This is a genomic window from Microbacterium oxydans, assembly GCF_900095745.1.
Lineage (GTDB): Bacteria > Actinomycetota > Actinomycetes > Actinomycetales > Microbacteriaceae > Microbacterium > Microbacterium oxydans_B.
In genome coordinates this window covers 140,815-155,226 of record NZ_FMIR01000010.1, presented here as the reverse complement: position 1 = coordinate 155,226, position 14,412 = coordinate 140,815, and the positions used below count along the sequence as shown (strand labels likewise).

Here is a 14,412-nt window from a genome sequence, read left to right as displayed (position 1 = left end):
GCCACCCGCCCGACCGCCCAGCACGGTCAGGCGGATGCCGTGGTTCAGTGCTCCTGGAAACGCGGCCAGTCGCTGCCCGGAGCCATATGGGAATGCAGGGCACCCTTGGCCGACGCGAGGTTCGGGTACGTCCCGGTCACCTCGTCGGAGCCGACCATCGTCACCGTGTAGCCGTCGTCATCGTGGCGGATGCTGCCGACGACGCCGTTGCGGCCATAGGCGACCCAGAGGGCGAGAGTCTTGGTGGTGCTCATCATCGAACTCCTTCTGCTGCTGCCGACAGTGCGATCGCCGAAGGGGCTGCGCCCCTGTCGACGGCACTGTTCGTGACGCTACGCCTGAACCGGCGGGAAAACCAGGGCTTGACAGGTGATCAGCGTGCTGCGGCGATGAGCTCGAGTGTCTGTGCGCGACCGGTCGGTGCGTCGTTCGGCTCGGCGTCGTAGGCGCCGGCGACCGGAGACAGCATGACCTCGTCGACGCCGTATCGTTCGGCGAAGGCGCCGATCTCCGCGGCCACACTCTCGCCCGTACCCACGAACCAGCGCGAGCGGGCGGCCTGCACGACCTCGTCGGTCGCGGCGTCGGTCTCGGCGGCGGCCGCCTGCTCGACGGTCTCGAGCGCGGCGAGCGGCTGATTCAGGCGCAGTCGCGCCATCATGCGCAGCTGCGGGAGGGCGCGTGCCTCCGCCTCCTCCTGCGTGGGTGCGGCGACCGCGTTCACCGTGAGGAAGGTGCGCGGCTCCGGGTGCTCCTCGCTCGGACGGTAGCCGGTGCGGTACAGGTCGAGCGCGCGCTCGAGGCCCTGACCCGAGAAGTGGTTCGCGAAGACGTAGGGCAGGCCGTGCGAGGCGGCCAGCTGCGCCGAGTAGTCGCTCGAACCGAGCAGCCACACCTCGGGGGTGCCGGTCGCGGCGGGTGTCGCGCGCACGGTGTACTCGCCGCCCGAGGTGAAACGCAGCGCGGCACCGTCGGCGGAGAGGAGGGCTGCGATGTCCTGCACGTGGCGGGGGAACTGCTCGACGTCGCTCGTGGTGCCCGAGCCGCGCAGCAGCTGGGTGATGACGGGGTCACTGCCGGGGGCGCGGCCGAGACCCAGGTCGATGCGTCCGGGCGCGATCGCCTCGAGCGCCGCGAACTGCTCGGCGACGATGAGCGGGGCGTGGTTGGGCAGCATCACGCCGCCGGAGCCCAGGCGCATGCGGGAGGTGCGGGTGGCGGCCGCCGCGATCAGTACCGGAGGTGTGGTGGATGCCACCGACGGCATGTTGTGGTGCTCGGCGAACCAGTACCGGCGGTAGCCGAGCCGATCGGCGATCTGGGCGAGGGACAGGGAGGCGGCGATGGCCTCGGCACTGGTCTGGCCGGTGCGCACCGGGACGAGGTCGAGGACGGAGAGGGCGACGTCATTCATCCCGAGGGACAACCCGCCGCCGCCCTCCGGCATTCCCCGATCAGGCCGCGAGCGGCGTGGCGGGGGTCAAAGCTTCCTGGAGAGTCCGGCGCGCGAGTCGGCAGCGGATGTGCCAGGCGGCGCTGTAGCTCTGCTCGGGGAGCGAGGCGAGGGGGCGGCGCACGCGGCGCCGCCCCCGGAGGGTCAGGCGTCGATGGCCTGGCGCTGCTCGGTGGACTCCACGGTGATCTTGCGCGGCTTGGCGCGTTCGCTCACGGGGATGATCACCGAGAGCACGCCGCTGTCGTACGAGGCGCTGATGCCGTCGAGGTCGACGCCCTCGCCGAGTGAGAACTGCCGCAGGAACGAACCTGCGCCGCGCTCGCGGGCGAGCCAGCGCACGCCTTCTCGGCTGTCGGCCGTGCGCTGCGCCCGGAGGGTCAGCTGGCCGCCGTCGAGGTCGACGTCGATCGATCCGGGATCGACTCCCGGCAGGTCGGCGTGCAGGATATACCGGTCGCCGTCGCGGTACAGGTCCACCGGCATCAGCCGGGGTGCGCGAACGGAGTCCAGCACGCTCGCGGCGAAGCGATCGAGCTGACTGAAGGGATCGAAGGTGAGTGCCATGGGTGTCTCCTTTCGTGCGGCCCATTCGGGCGAGGTTTCGATGCAGGTTATCTGCATCTCTTGCTGTAGATTTTTTATAGAACAACTTCGTAAAACTCGCAACTCGAGCTGAGGGACTTTTCAGGATGACGCACCGCGACTCACGCACACCGCTCTACGGCATCGCCGTGGCGGCCCAGCTCGTCGACCTTCCCGAAGCGACGCTGCGGCTGTTCGAGAGCAAGGGCCTGCTCCTGCCGGCGCGGAGCGAGGGCGGCACTCGGCGGTACAGCGACGACGACATCGACCGGCTTCGGCGCGCGGCGCAGCTGCGAGACGACGGCCTCAACATCGTCGGGATCGCCCGGGTGCTCGAGTTGCAGGACGAAAACGCCGACCTGCGCGAATCGCTCGCCGACAGCGCGGAGTCCGTCACCGAACCCGTCGGGCCCGCCTCGCGCCGCGTCTGATCGACGCATTGCCCTGCGGGGCGGCGATACGCTTCCCTCATGGAAGCGGGTATCTTCTACGTCCTCGTCGGCTCGGTCGCGGTGGCGGCGTTCGCGCGCTCACGAGGGTGGCCGGCGCCGCTGCTGGTGACGGTCGTGGCGCTCGCCGTCTCCTTCCTCCCGTTCGTCCCCGACATCGACATCGACGGGCACCTGCTCCTCAGCCTGGTGCTGCCGCCGCTGTTGTACTCGGCGGCGCTCGACGTGTCCTTCGTCGGGTTCAAGCGCAGCCTCCCGCAGATCCGGCGACTCGGCATCTGGCTCGTGCTGATCACCGCCCTCGCCGTCGGATTCGTGGCCTGGTGGATCTTCCCCGCGCTCACCCTCCCCGGCGCGCTGCTGCTCGGTGCGATCGTCGCCCCGCCCGATGCGGTGTCCGCCGCGGCGATCGGTCGCCGACTCGGTCTGCCCCGCCGGATCATGACCGTCCTCTCCGGCGAGAGTCTCATCAACGACGCCACCTCGCTCACGCTGTACCGGGTGTTCGCGGCGATCCTCGCCGGCGCCACGGTCTCGGTCTGGGGTGGGATCGGGCAGTTCCTGCTCGCCGTCGTGATCGGGGTCGGCATCGGCCTCGTGTTCGGCATCGTCCTGCACCAGCTGCGGATGCGCATCAGCGATGCGGTCGTGATCGGCACGTTCGGGCTCCTCGCTCCGTTCGGCGCCTACGCGATCGCCGAGCATCTGCTGGGCTCCGGCGTTCTCGCCGTCGTCGCGATGGGTCTCTACGTCGGCTACAACTCCCCGCGCACCGACTACACGACCCGTCAGCAGGAGAAGCCGCTCTGGCTCTCGGCCGACCTGCTGCTGGAGAGCTTCGTGTTCGCCTACATCGGACTGCAGTTCCCGCGGGTGCTCCGCGATCTCGGCAGCGAGTCGGTCGGGCACATCCTCCTGCTCTCGGGGGCCGTGCTGCTGGTCGTCCTGATCGTGCGGCCGCTCTACATCTATCCGACGAGCGCCTGGGCGAACTTCCAGGACCGCAGGAAGCTCGAACGGTGGGATCGCGGCGTGCAGAGCGGCGAGTTCGCGAAGCGGCACCGCAAGTCCCGACGCTGGGGGGACTACACCGCCGACGAGCTGCGCAGCCAGATCGTGCGCGACCGGATGGCGGGGCTCAAGCTCACCTGGAAGGACAGCGCCGTCATCTCCTGGGCGGGCATGCGCGGCGTGGTCACCCTCGCGATCGCGGTGGCCGCCGCCGACCTCGCGACGCTCGACAGCGAGGCCTCGCACGCGATCGTCGTGGTCGCGTTCATCGTCACCGTCGGCACGCTGCTGCTGCAGGGGCTCACACTGCCGCTGCTCATCCGGAGCCTCGGGATCGCCAGCGACGCCGATGAGAAGGAAGACGAAGCGGCGCTCGCCGACGTCAGGGCGAAGAGCCGCGAGGCCGGCAAGGAGTTCCTGGCCGAGAAGCGGGTCGAGTGGGAGGCGAAGTACGGGGAGGTCGATCTGAGTGTGTTCGACGCGTTCACGAAGCGCATGACCCGGGTCGAGAAAGACACCGACGAGGCGCAGAAGGTGGAGGATGCCGCGAGCCGCCCGTCGTACGAAGACCTCGTCGCCCTGTCCCGGGGATGGCTGCAGGTGCGGCGCGAGATCCTCCTCGCCGAGCGTGATGCCGGCAACCTCGACGAAGAGGTGATGCGCGAGCTGATCGCCGCGATGGATGCCGAGGAGCTCGCGCTCGACACCCGTGGCGCGACCCGTCAGCAGAGCCGGGCATGACCTGAAACGGCAGAGCGCCCCGTCCCGAGAAGGGGCGGGGCGCTCTGTGCGAGGCGGGAATGGGTTCAGCGGGCGCTGACCGGCTCCTTGTCCGAGGCGGCATCCGCTTCGGGTGCCTCGTCGTCGCCGGAGTCGTCGGCGAAGGGCAGGCCCTCGCGCGGCGCGTTGTAGAGCTCCTCGTTCAGGATGCCCTCACGCTTGGCGACGATGGTCGGGATCAGTGCCTGGCCCGCGACGTTGACCGCGGTGCGGCCCATGTCGAGGATCGGGTCGATCGCGAGCAGCAGTCCGACGCCCTCGAGCGGCAGGCCCAGGGTCGACAGCGTCAGCGTGAGCATGACGACCGCGCCGGTGGTGCCGGCGGTGGCGGCGGAGCCGACGACCGAGACGATCACGATCAGCAGGTACTGCACGAAGTTCAGCTCGATGCCGAAGAACTGGGCCACGAAGATCGCCGCGATGGCCGGGTAGATCGCGGCGCAGCCGTCCATCTTGGTGGTGGCGCCGAGCGGCACGGCGAACGACGCGTAAGAGCGCGGCACACCGAGGTTGCGCTCGGTGACGCGCTCGGTGAGGGGCAGTGTGCCGATCGAGGAGCGGCTGACGAAGGCCAGCTGCACGGCGGGCCACACACCCGAGAAGTACTGCTTGATCGACAGGCCGTGCGTGCGCACCAGGATCGGGTACACGACGAACAGCACGAGCGCGAGGCCGATGTAGACGGCGGCCGCGAACCAGCCCAGGGAGGCGAGCTTCTCCCAGCCGTACTTGATCACGGCCGAGCCGATGAGGCCGAACGTGCCGAGCGGGGCGATGCGGATGATCCACCACAGCACGCGCTGGATGACCTTCAGCAGCGACTCGGTGAAGACGAGGAAGGGCTCGGCCTTCTTGCCGGCCTTGAGGGCCGCGATGCCGATGACGGCCGCGACCACGATGACCTGGAGGATGTTGAATCCGACGCTCGACGAGAAGGTGCCGTCGACCTCACCCGGCGAGGTGTTGACCGTCAGGCCGAGGAAGTTCTGCGGGATCAGGCCCAGCAGGAAGTTCCACCAGGTGCCCACCGTGTACGGCTCGCCGGTCTCGAGACCCTCGCCGGCGCGGTTGCCCGGCTGAATCACGAGGCCGAGGACGATGCCGATGATGACCGCGATGAACGCGGTGATCGCGAACCACAGGATCGTCTGGCCGGCCAGGCGTGCGGCGTTCTGCACGCGACGCAGGTTCGAGATGCTGGCGACGATGGCCGTGAAGATCAGCGGGACGACGGCGGCGCGCAGCAGCGTGACGTACGAGTTGCCGATGGTGTCGAGGGTCGCCGACAGGCCGTTCGGGTTCTCTGCCGTGGCTCCGAGCTGGCGGCCGATCAGGCCGGCGGCGACGCCGAGGACGAGGGCTGCGAGGATCTGGAAGCCGAACGAGGTCAGCAGCTTCCGGACCGGCCCGCGGGTGTCAGGCGCCTTCTGGGCGCGTGCGGTGGTGCTCATGAGGGTGGGGACTCCAGAATCACGGCGCGCCGAGTGCGCGCCCTGAGGCCCAACGCTACGTCTGCCTGAGAATTCCCTGGGCGGATGTGACGAACGATGACGCGGGTGTTGCGTCAGCGCGGGGCCAGCACGAGCAGCTCGCCCACCTCGCAGTCGAGCGCCTCGCAGATCGCGCGAAGTGTCGAGTACCGGATGGCGCGGGCGCGGTCGTTCTTCAGCACCGACAGGTTCACGATGCTCACCCCCACCGTGGCGCTGAGCTCCGTGAGCGTCATCCCCCGGTCGGCGAGCAGCTCGTCGAGCCGGCAGTGGATGCCGGTGAGCTCGTCGTCGCTCTCGGCCGGGGTCACACCAGTCCCTCCGTGTCCTTCTGCAGACGCTCGGTCTCCTCCTGCAGGCGAGCCCTGTCCTGCTCGAGCCGCGATCCCTGGCGGAAGACGGCGGCGAGGGCGACGAGGGCGAGCGCGGCTCCGAAGGGGAGAGGGGTGACGGTGAGCTGATAGGCCGAGGGGTACCACTCGCTGTCGGGCGGGAACACCTCGCGCAGGCCGGTGGTCGCGGCGATGCCGCTCAGCAGGTCGGCCGCGACGCCGAACACGAGGACCGCGATGGCGCCACCCACGAGAGCCCGCGTGACCGTGCGCGAGAACACGCGTCCGCGCAGCGTGTGGAAGCAGATGACCGCGAGGATCACGGCGGGCATGGTCGTCAGGGCGAGGGTGCTCAGCTGTGCCGCTGCCGCGAGGAGGCGAAGCCCGAGGGAGGCGTTCCCGACCGTGAAATCCGCGAGCGACGACCCGCTGCAGGTGAGCATGGTCGTCGCGCTGTCGCCGAATTCGGAGCACGGAAGGTCCGCCGGCCATGCCACCCAGACGTTCGTCTCGCCGTGGAGCTCGGCCCAGTCGACGGTGAACGCTTTCGCGATGACGATCACTGCGCCCACGGCCGAGAGCAGGATCCACCACGCTGAGAGGGTGAGGGCGGCATCGAGGGCGACGGTGCGGCTCCCGCGGCGGCGACTGTTCCAGACGACGACCGCCACGATCAGGGCGATCACCGCGAGCCCGATCCCGATGAAGAGCAGGGATTGTCCGAGCTCGTCAGATCCGAAGGTGAGCATCAGACGAGTCCCTCCGTCTCCTTCTCGAGCGCCGCCTTCTCGTGCTGCAGGCGGATGCCGCGGCGGAATGCGACGGCCACCAGGCCGACCGTCACCCCGGTGGCGAAGAACGGCGCGATCGTCCAGAACTCGACCAGATGTACGGGCTCACCGTCGCCGAGACCGAGGGCGCTCGTCACGCCGTTGCGCCCCATGGTCTCCAGCATCACGATCAGGATCGGCGCTCCCACGAGCGTCCAGCCGATGATGTTGAACGCCCAGACGTTCGCGCGGACGAAGAACCGGCCGCGCAGGAAGTTCCAGGCGACCAGGGTCACGCTCGCGATCACCAGGAGCGCGGCGAGAGCCCACAGCGCGATCGCGGCGATGATCGCGACGATCGATACCGTATCCACGCCGCTCGCGATGATCATCGCCTCGTCGGCGAACCCTTCGATCGAGATGGCGCCCGAGTCGGTCGTCGCCGAGATCGGCTGCTGGTCGATCGGGATCGTCCAGGCGATTCCGGTCTCACGGAACGTTCTCGCGACGCGCAGGATCGTGGCGAACGCGACCGTGACCAGCGCCGCGGCGGCGTAGAGGATCACGGTGATGGCATCCGCCGTCTCGGATCGGGTGGCCCTGGTGGTCGTGTTGGTCGTGGTCATCAGACGAGTCCTTCCGTTTCGCGCTGCAGTCTTCGGCCGATCTCGAACAGGCCGGCGACGAGGGCGAGGGCGAACGCCCAGCCCACCGGCGCGAGGTCGAACTGCACGAGGAGCGTCCACAGCACGTCCTCGACCTGCGGATCGGTGGTGGCGAGGTCCTGCACGATCATGGCTCGACCGATGCCGCCGGCGAACTGTCCGAACAGCGATCCGGCGATCATCAGAGAGGCGGCGACGCCGAACATCCAGCTGAGTGAGGAGCGGAACGGTCGCGAGCGGATGAGGGAGACGCCGAGCCACCAGACGCCGGCGCACAGCGCCACGGTCGCGAGGGCGGGGAGCAGCGTCTCGAGGAGCAGCATCCAGCGGGCGCCCGAAGGCATCGCCGGAACCGTGACGAGCGCGGTGTCGACCGTCGCCGCGCTCACACCGGAGACTCCGTCCAGCGCGGTCAGGTCGACGTCGTGCACGGGCATCGACACGGTCGGCGCGGTGCCGAAGATCTCGGATGCGGCCGAGGTGACGGCGACGATCGCGCCGATCCCGACGCTGACGGCGCCGGTGGCGATGAGTCCGAGAGCGATCCCGTCGACGAGTGAGGGGCGTCCTTCTCTGGTGCGCATCGCTGCCTCCTTGAGTTCGGTTGTTATCGACTGTCGTTAACATAACGACTGTCGATAACTCGGTCAACCCCCGGTATGCCCACGGCGAACACGGGCATACCTGCCCTGCGCGGTGGTTACTCTCGATGTACAGGCGCAGAGAACGCCATAGGTGTCAGCGCTTCGCCCCGTGCGAATAAGGAGTCACAGCATGTTCGAGAGATTCACGGACCGAGCCCGTCGAGTGGTCGTCCTCGCCCAAGAAGAGGCGAAGATGCTCAACCACAACTACATCGGCACCGAGCACATCCTGCTCGGTCTCATCCACGAGGGCGAAGGCGTCGCCGCCAAGGCCCTCGAGAGCCTCGGCATCTCCCTCGACGCCGTGCGCGAACAGGTGCAGGACATCATCGGCCAGGGTCAGCAGCAGCCGACCGGGCACATCCCGTTCACGCCGCGCGCCAAGAAGGTGCTCGAGCTCAGCCTCCGCGAGGCTCTGCAGCTCGGCCACAACTACATCGGCACCGAGCACATCCTGCTCGGCCTCATCCGCGAGGGTGAGGGCGTCGCCGCTCAGGTGCTCGTCAAGCTCGGCGCCGACCTCAACAAGGTCCGCCAGCAGGTCATCCAGTTGCTCTCCGGAGCCCCTGGCCGCGAGCCGGCATCCGTCGGTGCGCAGACCAACGACTCGCCTGCCGGCACCCAGGGTGGTTCCGCGGTGCTCGACCAGTTCGGTCGCAACCTCACCCAGGCCGCCCGCGACAACAAGCTCGACCCGGTGATCGGGCGCGAGAAGGAGGCGGAGCGGGTCATGCAGATCCTCTCCCGCCGCTCCAAGAACAACCCCGTCCTGATCGGCGAGCCCGGCGTCGGCAAGACCGCCGTCGTCGAGGGTCTGGCCCAGGCGATCGTCAAGGGCGATGTGCCCGAGACGCTGAAGGACAAGCAGCTCTACTCGCTCGACCTCGGCTCTCTCATCGCCGGTTCCCGCTACCGCGGTGACTTCGAGGAGCGCCTGAAGAAGGTCACCAAGGAGATCCGCACGCGCGGCGACATCATCGTCTTCATCGACGAGATCCACACCCTCGTGGGTGCGGGTGCCGCCGAGGGCGCGATCGACGCGGCCAGCATCCTGAAGCCGCTGCTCGCCCGTGGTGAGCTCCAGACGATCGGTGCCACCACGCTCGACGAGTACCGCAAGCACTTCGAGAAGGATGCTGCGCTCGAGCGCCGCTTCCAGCCGGTGCAGGTCAACGAGCCGACGCTGCCGCACACCATCAACATCCTCAAGGGGCTGCGCGACCGGTACGAGGCGCACCACAAGGTGCAGATCACGGACGGTGCCATCGTGGCCGCGGCGAACCTCGCCGACCGCTACGTCTCCGACCGGTTCCTTCCGGACAAGGCCATCGACCTGATCGACGAGGCCGGCGCACGCCTGCGTCTGTCGATCCTGTCGAGCCCGCCCGAGCTGCGTGAGTTCGACGAGAAGATCGCCACGGTGCGCGAGCAGAAGGAAGTCGCCTCCGAGGAGCAGGACTTCGAGAAGGCCGCATCCCTCCGCGACGAGGAGAAGAGCCTCCTCGCCGAGCGTCTGCGTCTCGAGAAGCAGTGGCGTGCGGGCGACGTCGCGACCTCTGCGGTCGTCGACGAGGGTCTGATCGCCGAGGTGCTCGCACAGGCCACCGGCATCCCCGTCTTCAAGCTCACGGAAGAGGAGTCCAGCCGACTCGTCTTCATGGAGAAGGCTCTGCACCAGCGCGTCGTCGGTCAGGAAGAGGCGATCGCCGCCCTCTCCAAGACCATCCGTCGTCAGCGTGCCGGTCTCAAGGACCCGAAGCGCCCCTCGGGCTCGTTCATCTTCGCCGGCCCCACGGGTGTCGGAAAGACCGAGCTCGCCAAGGCTCTCGCCGAGTTCCTGTTCGACGACGAGGCGGCTCTCATCTCGCTCGACATGAGCGAGTTCGGTGAGAAGCACACGGTCTCGCGTCTGTTCGGTGCCCCTCCCGGATTCGTCGGATTCGAAGAGGGTGGCCAGCTCACCGAGAAGGTGCGCCGCAAGCCGTTCAGCGTGGTGCTGTTCGACGAGATCGAGAAGGCTCACCCCGACATCTTCAACTCACTGCTGCAGATCCTCGAAGAGGGTCGACTCACCGACGGCCAGGGTCGGATCGTGGACTTCAAGAACACGGTCATCATCATGACCACCAACCTCGGTGCGCGTGACATCGCGGGCGGTCCCGTCGGCTTCCAGATCGAGGGCAACGACTCGACCAGCTACGACCGGATGAAGGGCAAGGTGAACGAAGAGCTCAAGCGGCACTTCAAGCCTGAGTTCCTCAACCGTGTCGACGACATCATCGTGTTCCCGCAGCTGTCCAAGACCGAGCTGGTGCAGATCGTCGATCTGTTCGCCAAGCGCCTCGGCGAGCGTCTGCTGGACCGTGACATGACGATCGAGCTGTCGCAGGCCGCCAAGGAGCGTCTCATCGAGATCGGCTTCGACCCGGCGCTCGGCGCCCGACCGCTGCGCCGCGCGATGCAGCACGAGGTCGAGGACCGCCTGTCGGAGAAGATCCTGCACGGCGAGCTCAACTCGGGCGACCACGTGAAGGTCGACGCGAAGGACGGGGAGTTCCTGTTCGAGCACGGCCCGCGCGGCGAGAAGGTCGCGGTCGGTGCCAACACCGGCGGCGGCGCGATCGCCGGCACCCCCGACCTGGCGGTCGCCAGCGGGGAGTGACCTCCGGCTGAATCACGAAGGCTGAATCAGGAAAGGGGCGGATGCTGCGGCATCCGCCCCTTTCCTGTGTCCGGCACAGGCGGCGACGGGTCGTGGGTTCTAGGCTTGTCCCGTGAGCGAGTACATCGTCCGACCGGCGCGCAGTGCCGACATCGTCGGCATCCGCAACCTGCTGCAGCCCCTCGTGGAGCAGCGCATCCTGCTCGGCAAAGACCTGGCGGTGCTCTACGGCGCGGTGCAGGAGTTCGTCGTCGCCGAGGCTGACGGGGTGCTGATCGGATGCGGCGCGCTGCACGTGTTCTGGGAAGACCTCGGCGAGGTGCGCACCCTGCTCGTGCAGGATGACTGGCTGCACCACGGTATCGGCCGGGCCATCGTCGATCGTCTCGAGGAGAATGCGCGCACGCTCGGGCTTTCGCGCCTGTTCTGCCTCACGTTCGAGGTCGAATTCTTCAGCCGCCGCGGCTTCACTCCGATCGGTGAGCAGGTCGTCGACCCCGACGTGTACTCCCAGCTGCTGCGCAGCGGTGACGCGGGTGTCGAGGAGTTCCTCGATCTCGCGCACGTGAAGCCGAACACGCTCGGCAACACGCGCATGCTCAAGGTGCTCTGAGGACGCACGGCAGACCACCGCCGCGGCCTCCCAGGCTCCACGGGCACGATCGCTTAACCTGGAACCATGCCCCGTCCTTCCGCTGCCGTCTATCGTCGTCGGCGCCTGGTCGTGGTGATCGGGCTCATCCTGCTCGTCGCCGCCATCGGCATCGGGATCTGGCTCCTGATCGCGAAGCCGTGGGCCGCGGCGGATGCCTTTCCGAAGCCGACGTCCTCGTCGTCGCAGACACCCTCCACGACTCCGACGACCGATGCCGAGTCGCCGTCGCCGAGCCCCTCGGCCGAGCAGACGCCGGCGATCGTCGCGTGTGAGGCGAAAGACGTCGAGGTCTCGGCGGTCACGGACGCGGAGACCTATGCCGCGGGCGTCCTGCCGAAGCTCTCCATCTCGTTGACCAACAAGGGCACGAAGGACTGCACGCTCGACGTCGGATCGACGACGCAGGTCTTCACGATCTCCAGCGGCGCCGACGTCTGGTGGCGATCGACGGACTGCCAGGAGAACCCGAGCAGCATGATCGCGACGCTCACCGCCGGCACGACGGTCACCAGCAAAGACCCGGTGACCTGGGATCGCACCCGTTCGAGCGTCGAGACCTGCGACCAGGAGAACCGTCAGCGTGCGCCCGGCGGGGGAGCCTCGTACCACGTCGAGGTCTCCATCGGCGGGTTCACGAGCTTCACGACCACCCAGATCCTCCTGTACTGATCCGCATTCGCAGTTCGAAGGGAACGCGCCGCAACGCCTTCGAAATGCGTCGCGTCGAGCGACTTCCCGTGCGGAAAGACGCGACCTCGGGAGCCTTCGCTGTCTGAGGCAGACAGGCGCGGATCTTTGGGATACCATTGAGGTGACTCTCCGCATCATGCGGCAACATGCCATCCCCAGTGGCGTCGAACTACAGCGTCCCCAGCGCTTCGACATCGCCGCACCGAGAGTCCGAGGGCCCTCTCGAGTACCCCAGTCCCCAATGGAGGACTCGAGAGGGCCCCTTTACGTCTCCGCGGTCGATTCCGCGCGCTGCGCCTCGCCGCCTGCATAAGCTGGATGCATGGCAGCGAAGAAGGCGAAACCCGGGAAGAAGAAGCCCGCCCCCGAGGACTTCCGGTCGGAGGCTCTGGCTCTGGCGCTCGAGAAGCAGGATGTCGCCGCGGTCGCGCTCGCCTTGCGCAACGGCACCACGGTCGTGCCGCTGATCACGCCCGGAGCCCGCGACAATCCGCTCGACAGCGGCGAGGTGTGGACCTACCGCGACCCGAACACCGGCGACCTCGCGCTGCTGTTGTTCAGCGACGCGAAGAACAAGCCCGCCAACCTCCCGCCCGGCGTGGGCATCTACACGTCCGACTGGCTCCGGAAGTTCCTGGCGGCGCACCCGATCACGACCGTCTTCCTCGACATCGCGGGCCCGCATCCGATGCAGGCCGACCCGATCGAGCTGCTCAAAGCGCTCGACGCCTGAGGCGGACGTACGCCGATCTCAGGGAGCCGAGGGGCTCCCGATCAGAACGGCGGGACGTCGCGATCGGAACGGCGTGACGTGTTGCGCGCGCGCACATCGCCGAGCGCGGCGCGGAGCGTCTTCGACCGGTCGTCGACGACCTGCTCGTAGCCGAGCCGGGCGGCCTCGGACCGACGCTGCGCCGCCTGGGTGACCGGACGGATCTCGCCGGCGAGGCTGAGCTCGCCCACGGCGGCGACCGTGCGCGGCACCGAGAACTGCTGGATGGAGCCGGCCACCGCGATGGCGATCGCGAGGTCGGCTGCCGGTTCGGTGAAGCGCACCCCGCCCACGGTCGACACGTAGACGTCGAGCGTGCTCGTCGTGATGTTCGCGCGCCGCTCGAGGATCGCCAGAACCATCGCCACGCGCGACGAGTCGACTCCGTGCACGATGCGGCGGGGGTTCGGGGCGTTGCTGGGAACCGTGAGCGCCTGCACCTCGACGGGAAGCGCGCGGCGCCCCTCGAGCGAGATCGCGACGCACGTGCCGGGCTCGGTGGCCCCCTGCGAGAGGAAGAGGCCCGAAGGGTCGGGGACCTCGGCGATCCCGTCGCCGGTCATCTCGAAGCAGCCGACCTCGTCGGTGGGGCCGAAGCGGTTCTTGAGCGCGCGGATGAAGCGCAGCGACGTCTGCCGGTCGCCCTCGAAGTGGCACACCACGTCGACCAGGTGCTCGAGCACGCGGGGGCCTGCGACCTGGCCGTCTTTCGTCACGTGACCCACGATGATGATCGGCAGATCGCGGTCCTTCGCGATGCGGATCAGGGTCGCCGCGACCTCGCGCACCTGGCTCGGCTGCCCGGCGGCACCGTCGATCAGCGACGACGAGACGGTCTGCACCGAGTCGACGATCACGAGCTGCGGTTTGACCTCGTCGATGTGGCCGAGGATGGTCGCCAGGTCGGTCTCGCTCGCCAGATACAGCTCGTCGTGCAGGGCACCGGTGCGCTCCGCGCGCAGACGCACCTGGCCGGGGGATTCCTCAGCACTCGCGTACAGGACGCGGCGTCCACCGCGAGCCGCCTGGGCCGCGACCTCGAGCAGCAGGGTCGATTTGCCGACGCCCGGCTCACCGCTGAGCAGGATCGCGGCACCCGGCACGATGCCCCCGCCGAGCACCCGATCGAACTCCCCGACACCGCTCGAGCGCCGCGGAGCATCCTGCGTCGTGATCTGCGTGATGGGTCGTGCCGCGCGATCCGCCGTCGGAGCGACGGGGCCGACGCGTCGGAGGATGCCGGTCTGCGCTGCCTGCTCCTGGACCGTGCCCCACTGCTGGCATTCGCCGCAGCGGCCGACCCACTTGGCGGTGGTCCACCCGCATTCTGTGCATACGTAGGCTGGAGGAGCGGGTTTTCGGGTGGCCATGCTGCCAGGCTATCGCCGGGATCGGACATCCCTATCGACCAGGTGTTTATTCACGGCCGGACACCGGTGCAACCGGCCGGTATC

15 protein-coding genes are annotated in these 14,412 nt (G+C 68.4%); 6 read left to right on the top strand and 9 right to left on the bottom strand.

Annotated features, from left to right (window positions below):
• Positions 1-44: 44 nt before the first annotated feature.
• The 3 genes from BQ2383_RS04535 to BQ2383_RS04525 all read right to left on the bottom strand — a co-directional run bounded on the left by BQ2383_RS04535 (position 45) and on the right by BQ2383_RS04525 (position 2,020).
• Positions 45-254 (bottom strand): methyltransferase, encoded by a 210-nt coding sequence (locus tag BQ2383_RS04535; protein WP_091030260.1) that lies wholly within the window; start codon positions 252-254, stop codon positions 45-47.
• Between the two features lie 119 nt (positions 255-373).
• On the bottom strand, positions 374-1,414 hold the full coding sequence (locus BQ2383_RS04530; protein WP_091030183.1) for an LLM class flavin-dependent oxidoreductase: 1,041 nt from the start codon (positions 1,412-1,414) through the stop codon (positions 374-376).
• A gap of 183 nt (positions 1,415-1,597) precedes the next feature.
• Positions 1,598-2,020: an Hsp20/alpha crystallin family protein gene (locus tag BQ2383_RS04525; protein WP_029262455.1), complete on the bottom strand. Its 423-nt coding sequence runs from the start codon at positions 2,018-2,020 to the stop codon at positions 1,598-1,600.
• 125 nt (positions 2,021-2,145) lie between these two features.
• Between BQ2383_RS04525 and BQ2383_RS04520 the strand changes: the two genes are divergently transcribed.
• Positions 2,146-2,469: a MerR family transcriptional regulator gene (locus tag BQ2383_RS04520; RefSeq protein ID WP_091030179.1), complete on the top strand. Its 324-nt coding sequence runs from the start codon at positions 2,146-2,148 to the stop codon at positions 2,467-2,469.
• A gap of 39 nt (positions 2,470-2,508) precedes the next feature.
• Positions 2,509-4,239, top strand: coding sequence for a cation:proton antiporter (locus BQ2383_RS04515; protein ID WP_091030177.1), 1,731 nt, complete (start codon positions 2,509-2,511; stop codon positions 4,237-4,239).
• Between the two features lie 65 nt (positions 4,240-4,304).
• On the opposite strand, the gene BQ2383_RS04510 is transcribed toward BQ2383_RS04515, so the two are convergent.
• From BQ2383_RS04510 to BQ2383_RS04490, 5 genes are all read right to left on the bottom strand, one after another.
• Positions 4,305-5,729, bottom strand: a complete 1,425-nt coding sequence (locus BQ2383_RS04510) for a dicarboxylate/amino acid:cation symporter (RefSeq protein ID WP_208617617.1) — start codon at positions 5,727-5,729, stop codon at positions 4,305-4,307.
• Between the two features lie 113 nt (positions 5,730-5,842).
• Positions 5,843-6,079 carry a helix-turn-helix domain-containing protein gene (locus BQ2383_RS04505; protein ID WP_029262449.1) on the bottom strand — a complete coding sequence of 79 codons (237 nt, stop codon included), beginning with the start codon at positions 6,077-6,079 and terminating at the stop codon, positions 5,843-5,845.
• A complete protein-coding gene (locus tag BQ2383_RS04500; RefSeq protein WP_091030174.1) occupies positions 6,076-6,849 on the bottom strand; it encodes a hypothetical protein in 774 nt (257 codons plus the stop codon). The genes BQ2383_RS04505 and BQ2383_RS04500 overlap by 4 nt, the downstream gene beginning before the upstream one ends.
• Positions 6,849-7,496, bottom strand: a complete 648-nt coding sequence (locus BQ2383_RS04495) for a hypothetical protein (protein WP_091030172.1) — start codon at positions 7,494-7,496, stop codon at positions 6,849-6,851. Before BQ2383_RS04495 ends, BQ2383_RS04500 begins: the two co-directional genes overlap by 1 nt.
• Positions 7,496-8,119 carry a hypothetical protein gene (locus BQ2383_RS04490; RefSeq protein ID WP_091030170.1) on the bottom strand — a complete coding sequence of 208 codons (624 nt, stop codon included), beginning with the start codon at positions 8,117-8,119 and terminating at the stop codon, positions 7,496-7,498. The genes BQ2383_RS04495 and BQ2383_RS04490 overlap by 1 nt, the downstream gene beginning before the upstream one ends.
• A 190-nt stretch (positions 8,120-8,309) precedes the next feature.
• On the opposite strand from BQ2383_RS04490, the gene BQ2383_RS04485 reads away from it, so the two are divergent.
• The 4 genes from BQ2383_RS04485 (at position 8,310) to BQ2383_RS04470 (ending at position 12,919) form a co-directional block, all read left to right on the top strand.
• Positions 8,310-10,841: an ATP-dependent Clp protease ATP-binding subunit gene (locus BQ2383_RS04485; RefSeq protein WP_029262445.1), complete on the top strand. Its 2,532-nt coding sequence runs from the start codon at positions 8,310-8,312 to the stop codon at positions 10,839-10,841.
• A 112-nt stretch (positions 10,842-10,953) separates the two neighbouring features.
• Positions 10,954-11,454, top strand: a complete 501-nt coding sequence (locus tag BQ2383_RS04480) for an amino-acid N-acetyltransferase (RefSeq protein WP_091030167.1) — start codon at positions 10,954-10,956, stop codon at positions 11,452-11,454.
• Positions 11,455-11,520: 66 nt separating this feature from the next.
• Positions 11,521-12,165 (top strand): hypothetical protein, encoded by a 645-nt coding sequence (locus BQ2383_RS04475; RefSeq protein ID WP_091030164.1) that lies wholly within the window; start codon positions 11,521-11,523, stop codon positions 12,163-12,165.
• Between the two features lie 343 nt (positions 12,166-12,508).
• A complete protein-coding gene (locus tag BQ2383_RS04470; RefSeq protein WP_091030163.1) occupies positions 12,509-12,919 on the top strand; it encodes a dehydrogenase in 411 nt (136 codons plus the stop codon).
• Between the two features lie 41 nt (positions 12,920-12,960).
• Here BQ2383_RS04470 and radA read toward each other — a convergent pair whose 3' ends face one another.
• Positions 12,961-14,328: a DNA repair protein RadA gene (gene radA, locus BQ2383_RS04465; protein ID WP_091030160.1), complete on the bottom strand. Its 1,368-nt coding sequence runs from the start codon at positions 14,326-14,328 to the stop codon at positions 12,961-12,963.
• Positions 14,329-14,412 lie beyond the last annotated feature (84 nt).

Bases quoted from the DNA above. Each gene is read 5' to 3' on its own strand.
- BQ2383_RS04530 (WP_091030183.1), bottom strand. From the start codon at position 1,414: ATGAATGACGTCGCCCTCTCCGTCCTCGACCTCGTCCCGGTGCGCACC.
- BQ2383_RS04535 (WP_091030260.1), bottom strand. From the start codon at position 254: ATGAGCACCACCAAGACTCTCGCCCTCTGGGTCGCCTATGGCCGCAAC.
- BQ2383_RS04510 (WP_208617617.1), bottom strand. From the start codon at position 5,729: ATGAGCACCACCGCACGCGCCCAGAAGGCGCCTGACACCCGCGGGCCG.
- BQ2383_RS04515 (WP_091030177.1), top strand. From the start codon at position 2,509: ATGGAAGCGGGTATCTTCTACGTCCTCGTCGGCTCGGTCGCGGTGGCG.
- BQ2383_RS04525 (WP_029262455.1), bottom strand. From the start codon at position 2,020: ATGGCACTCACCTTCGATCCCTTCAGTCAGCTCGATCGCTTCGCCGCG.
- BQ2383_RS04485 (WP_029262445.1), top strand. From the start codon at position 8,310: ATGTTCGAGAGATTCACGGACCGAGCCCGTCGAGTGGTCGTCCTCGCC.
- BQ2383_RS04490 (WP_091030170.1), bottom strand. From the start codon at position 8,119: ATGCGCACCAGAGAAGGACGCCCCTCACTCGTCGACGGGATCGCTCTC.
- radA (WP_091030160.1), bottom strand. From the start codon at position 14,328: ATGGCCACCCGAAAACCCGCTCCTCCAGCCTACGTATGCACAGAATGC.
- BQ2383_RS04470 (WP_091030163.1), top strand. From the start codon at position 12,509: ATGGCAGCGAAGAAGGCGAAACCCGGGAAGAAGAAGCCCGCCCCCGAG.
- BQ2383_RS04520 (WP_091030179.1), top strand. From the start codon at position 2,146: ATGACGCACCGCGACTCACGCACACCGCTCTACGGCATCGCCGTGGCG.
- BQ2383_RS04475 (WP_091030164.1), top strand. From the start codon at position 11,521: ATGCCCCGTCCTTCCGCTGCCGTCTATCGTCGTCGGCGCCTGGTCGTG.
- BQ2383_RS04495 (WP_091030172.1), bottom strand. From the start codon at position 7,496: ATGACCACGACCAACACGACCACCAGGGCCACCCGATCCGAGACGGCG.
- BQ2383_RS04500 (WP_091030174.1), bottom strand. From the start codon at position 6,849: ATGCTCACCTTCGGATCTGACGAGCTCGGACAATCCCTGCTCTTCATC.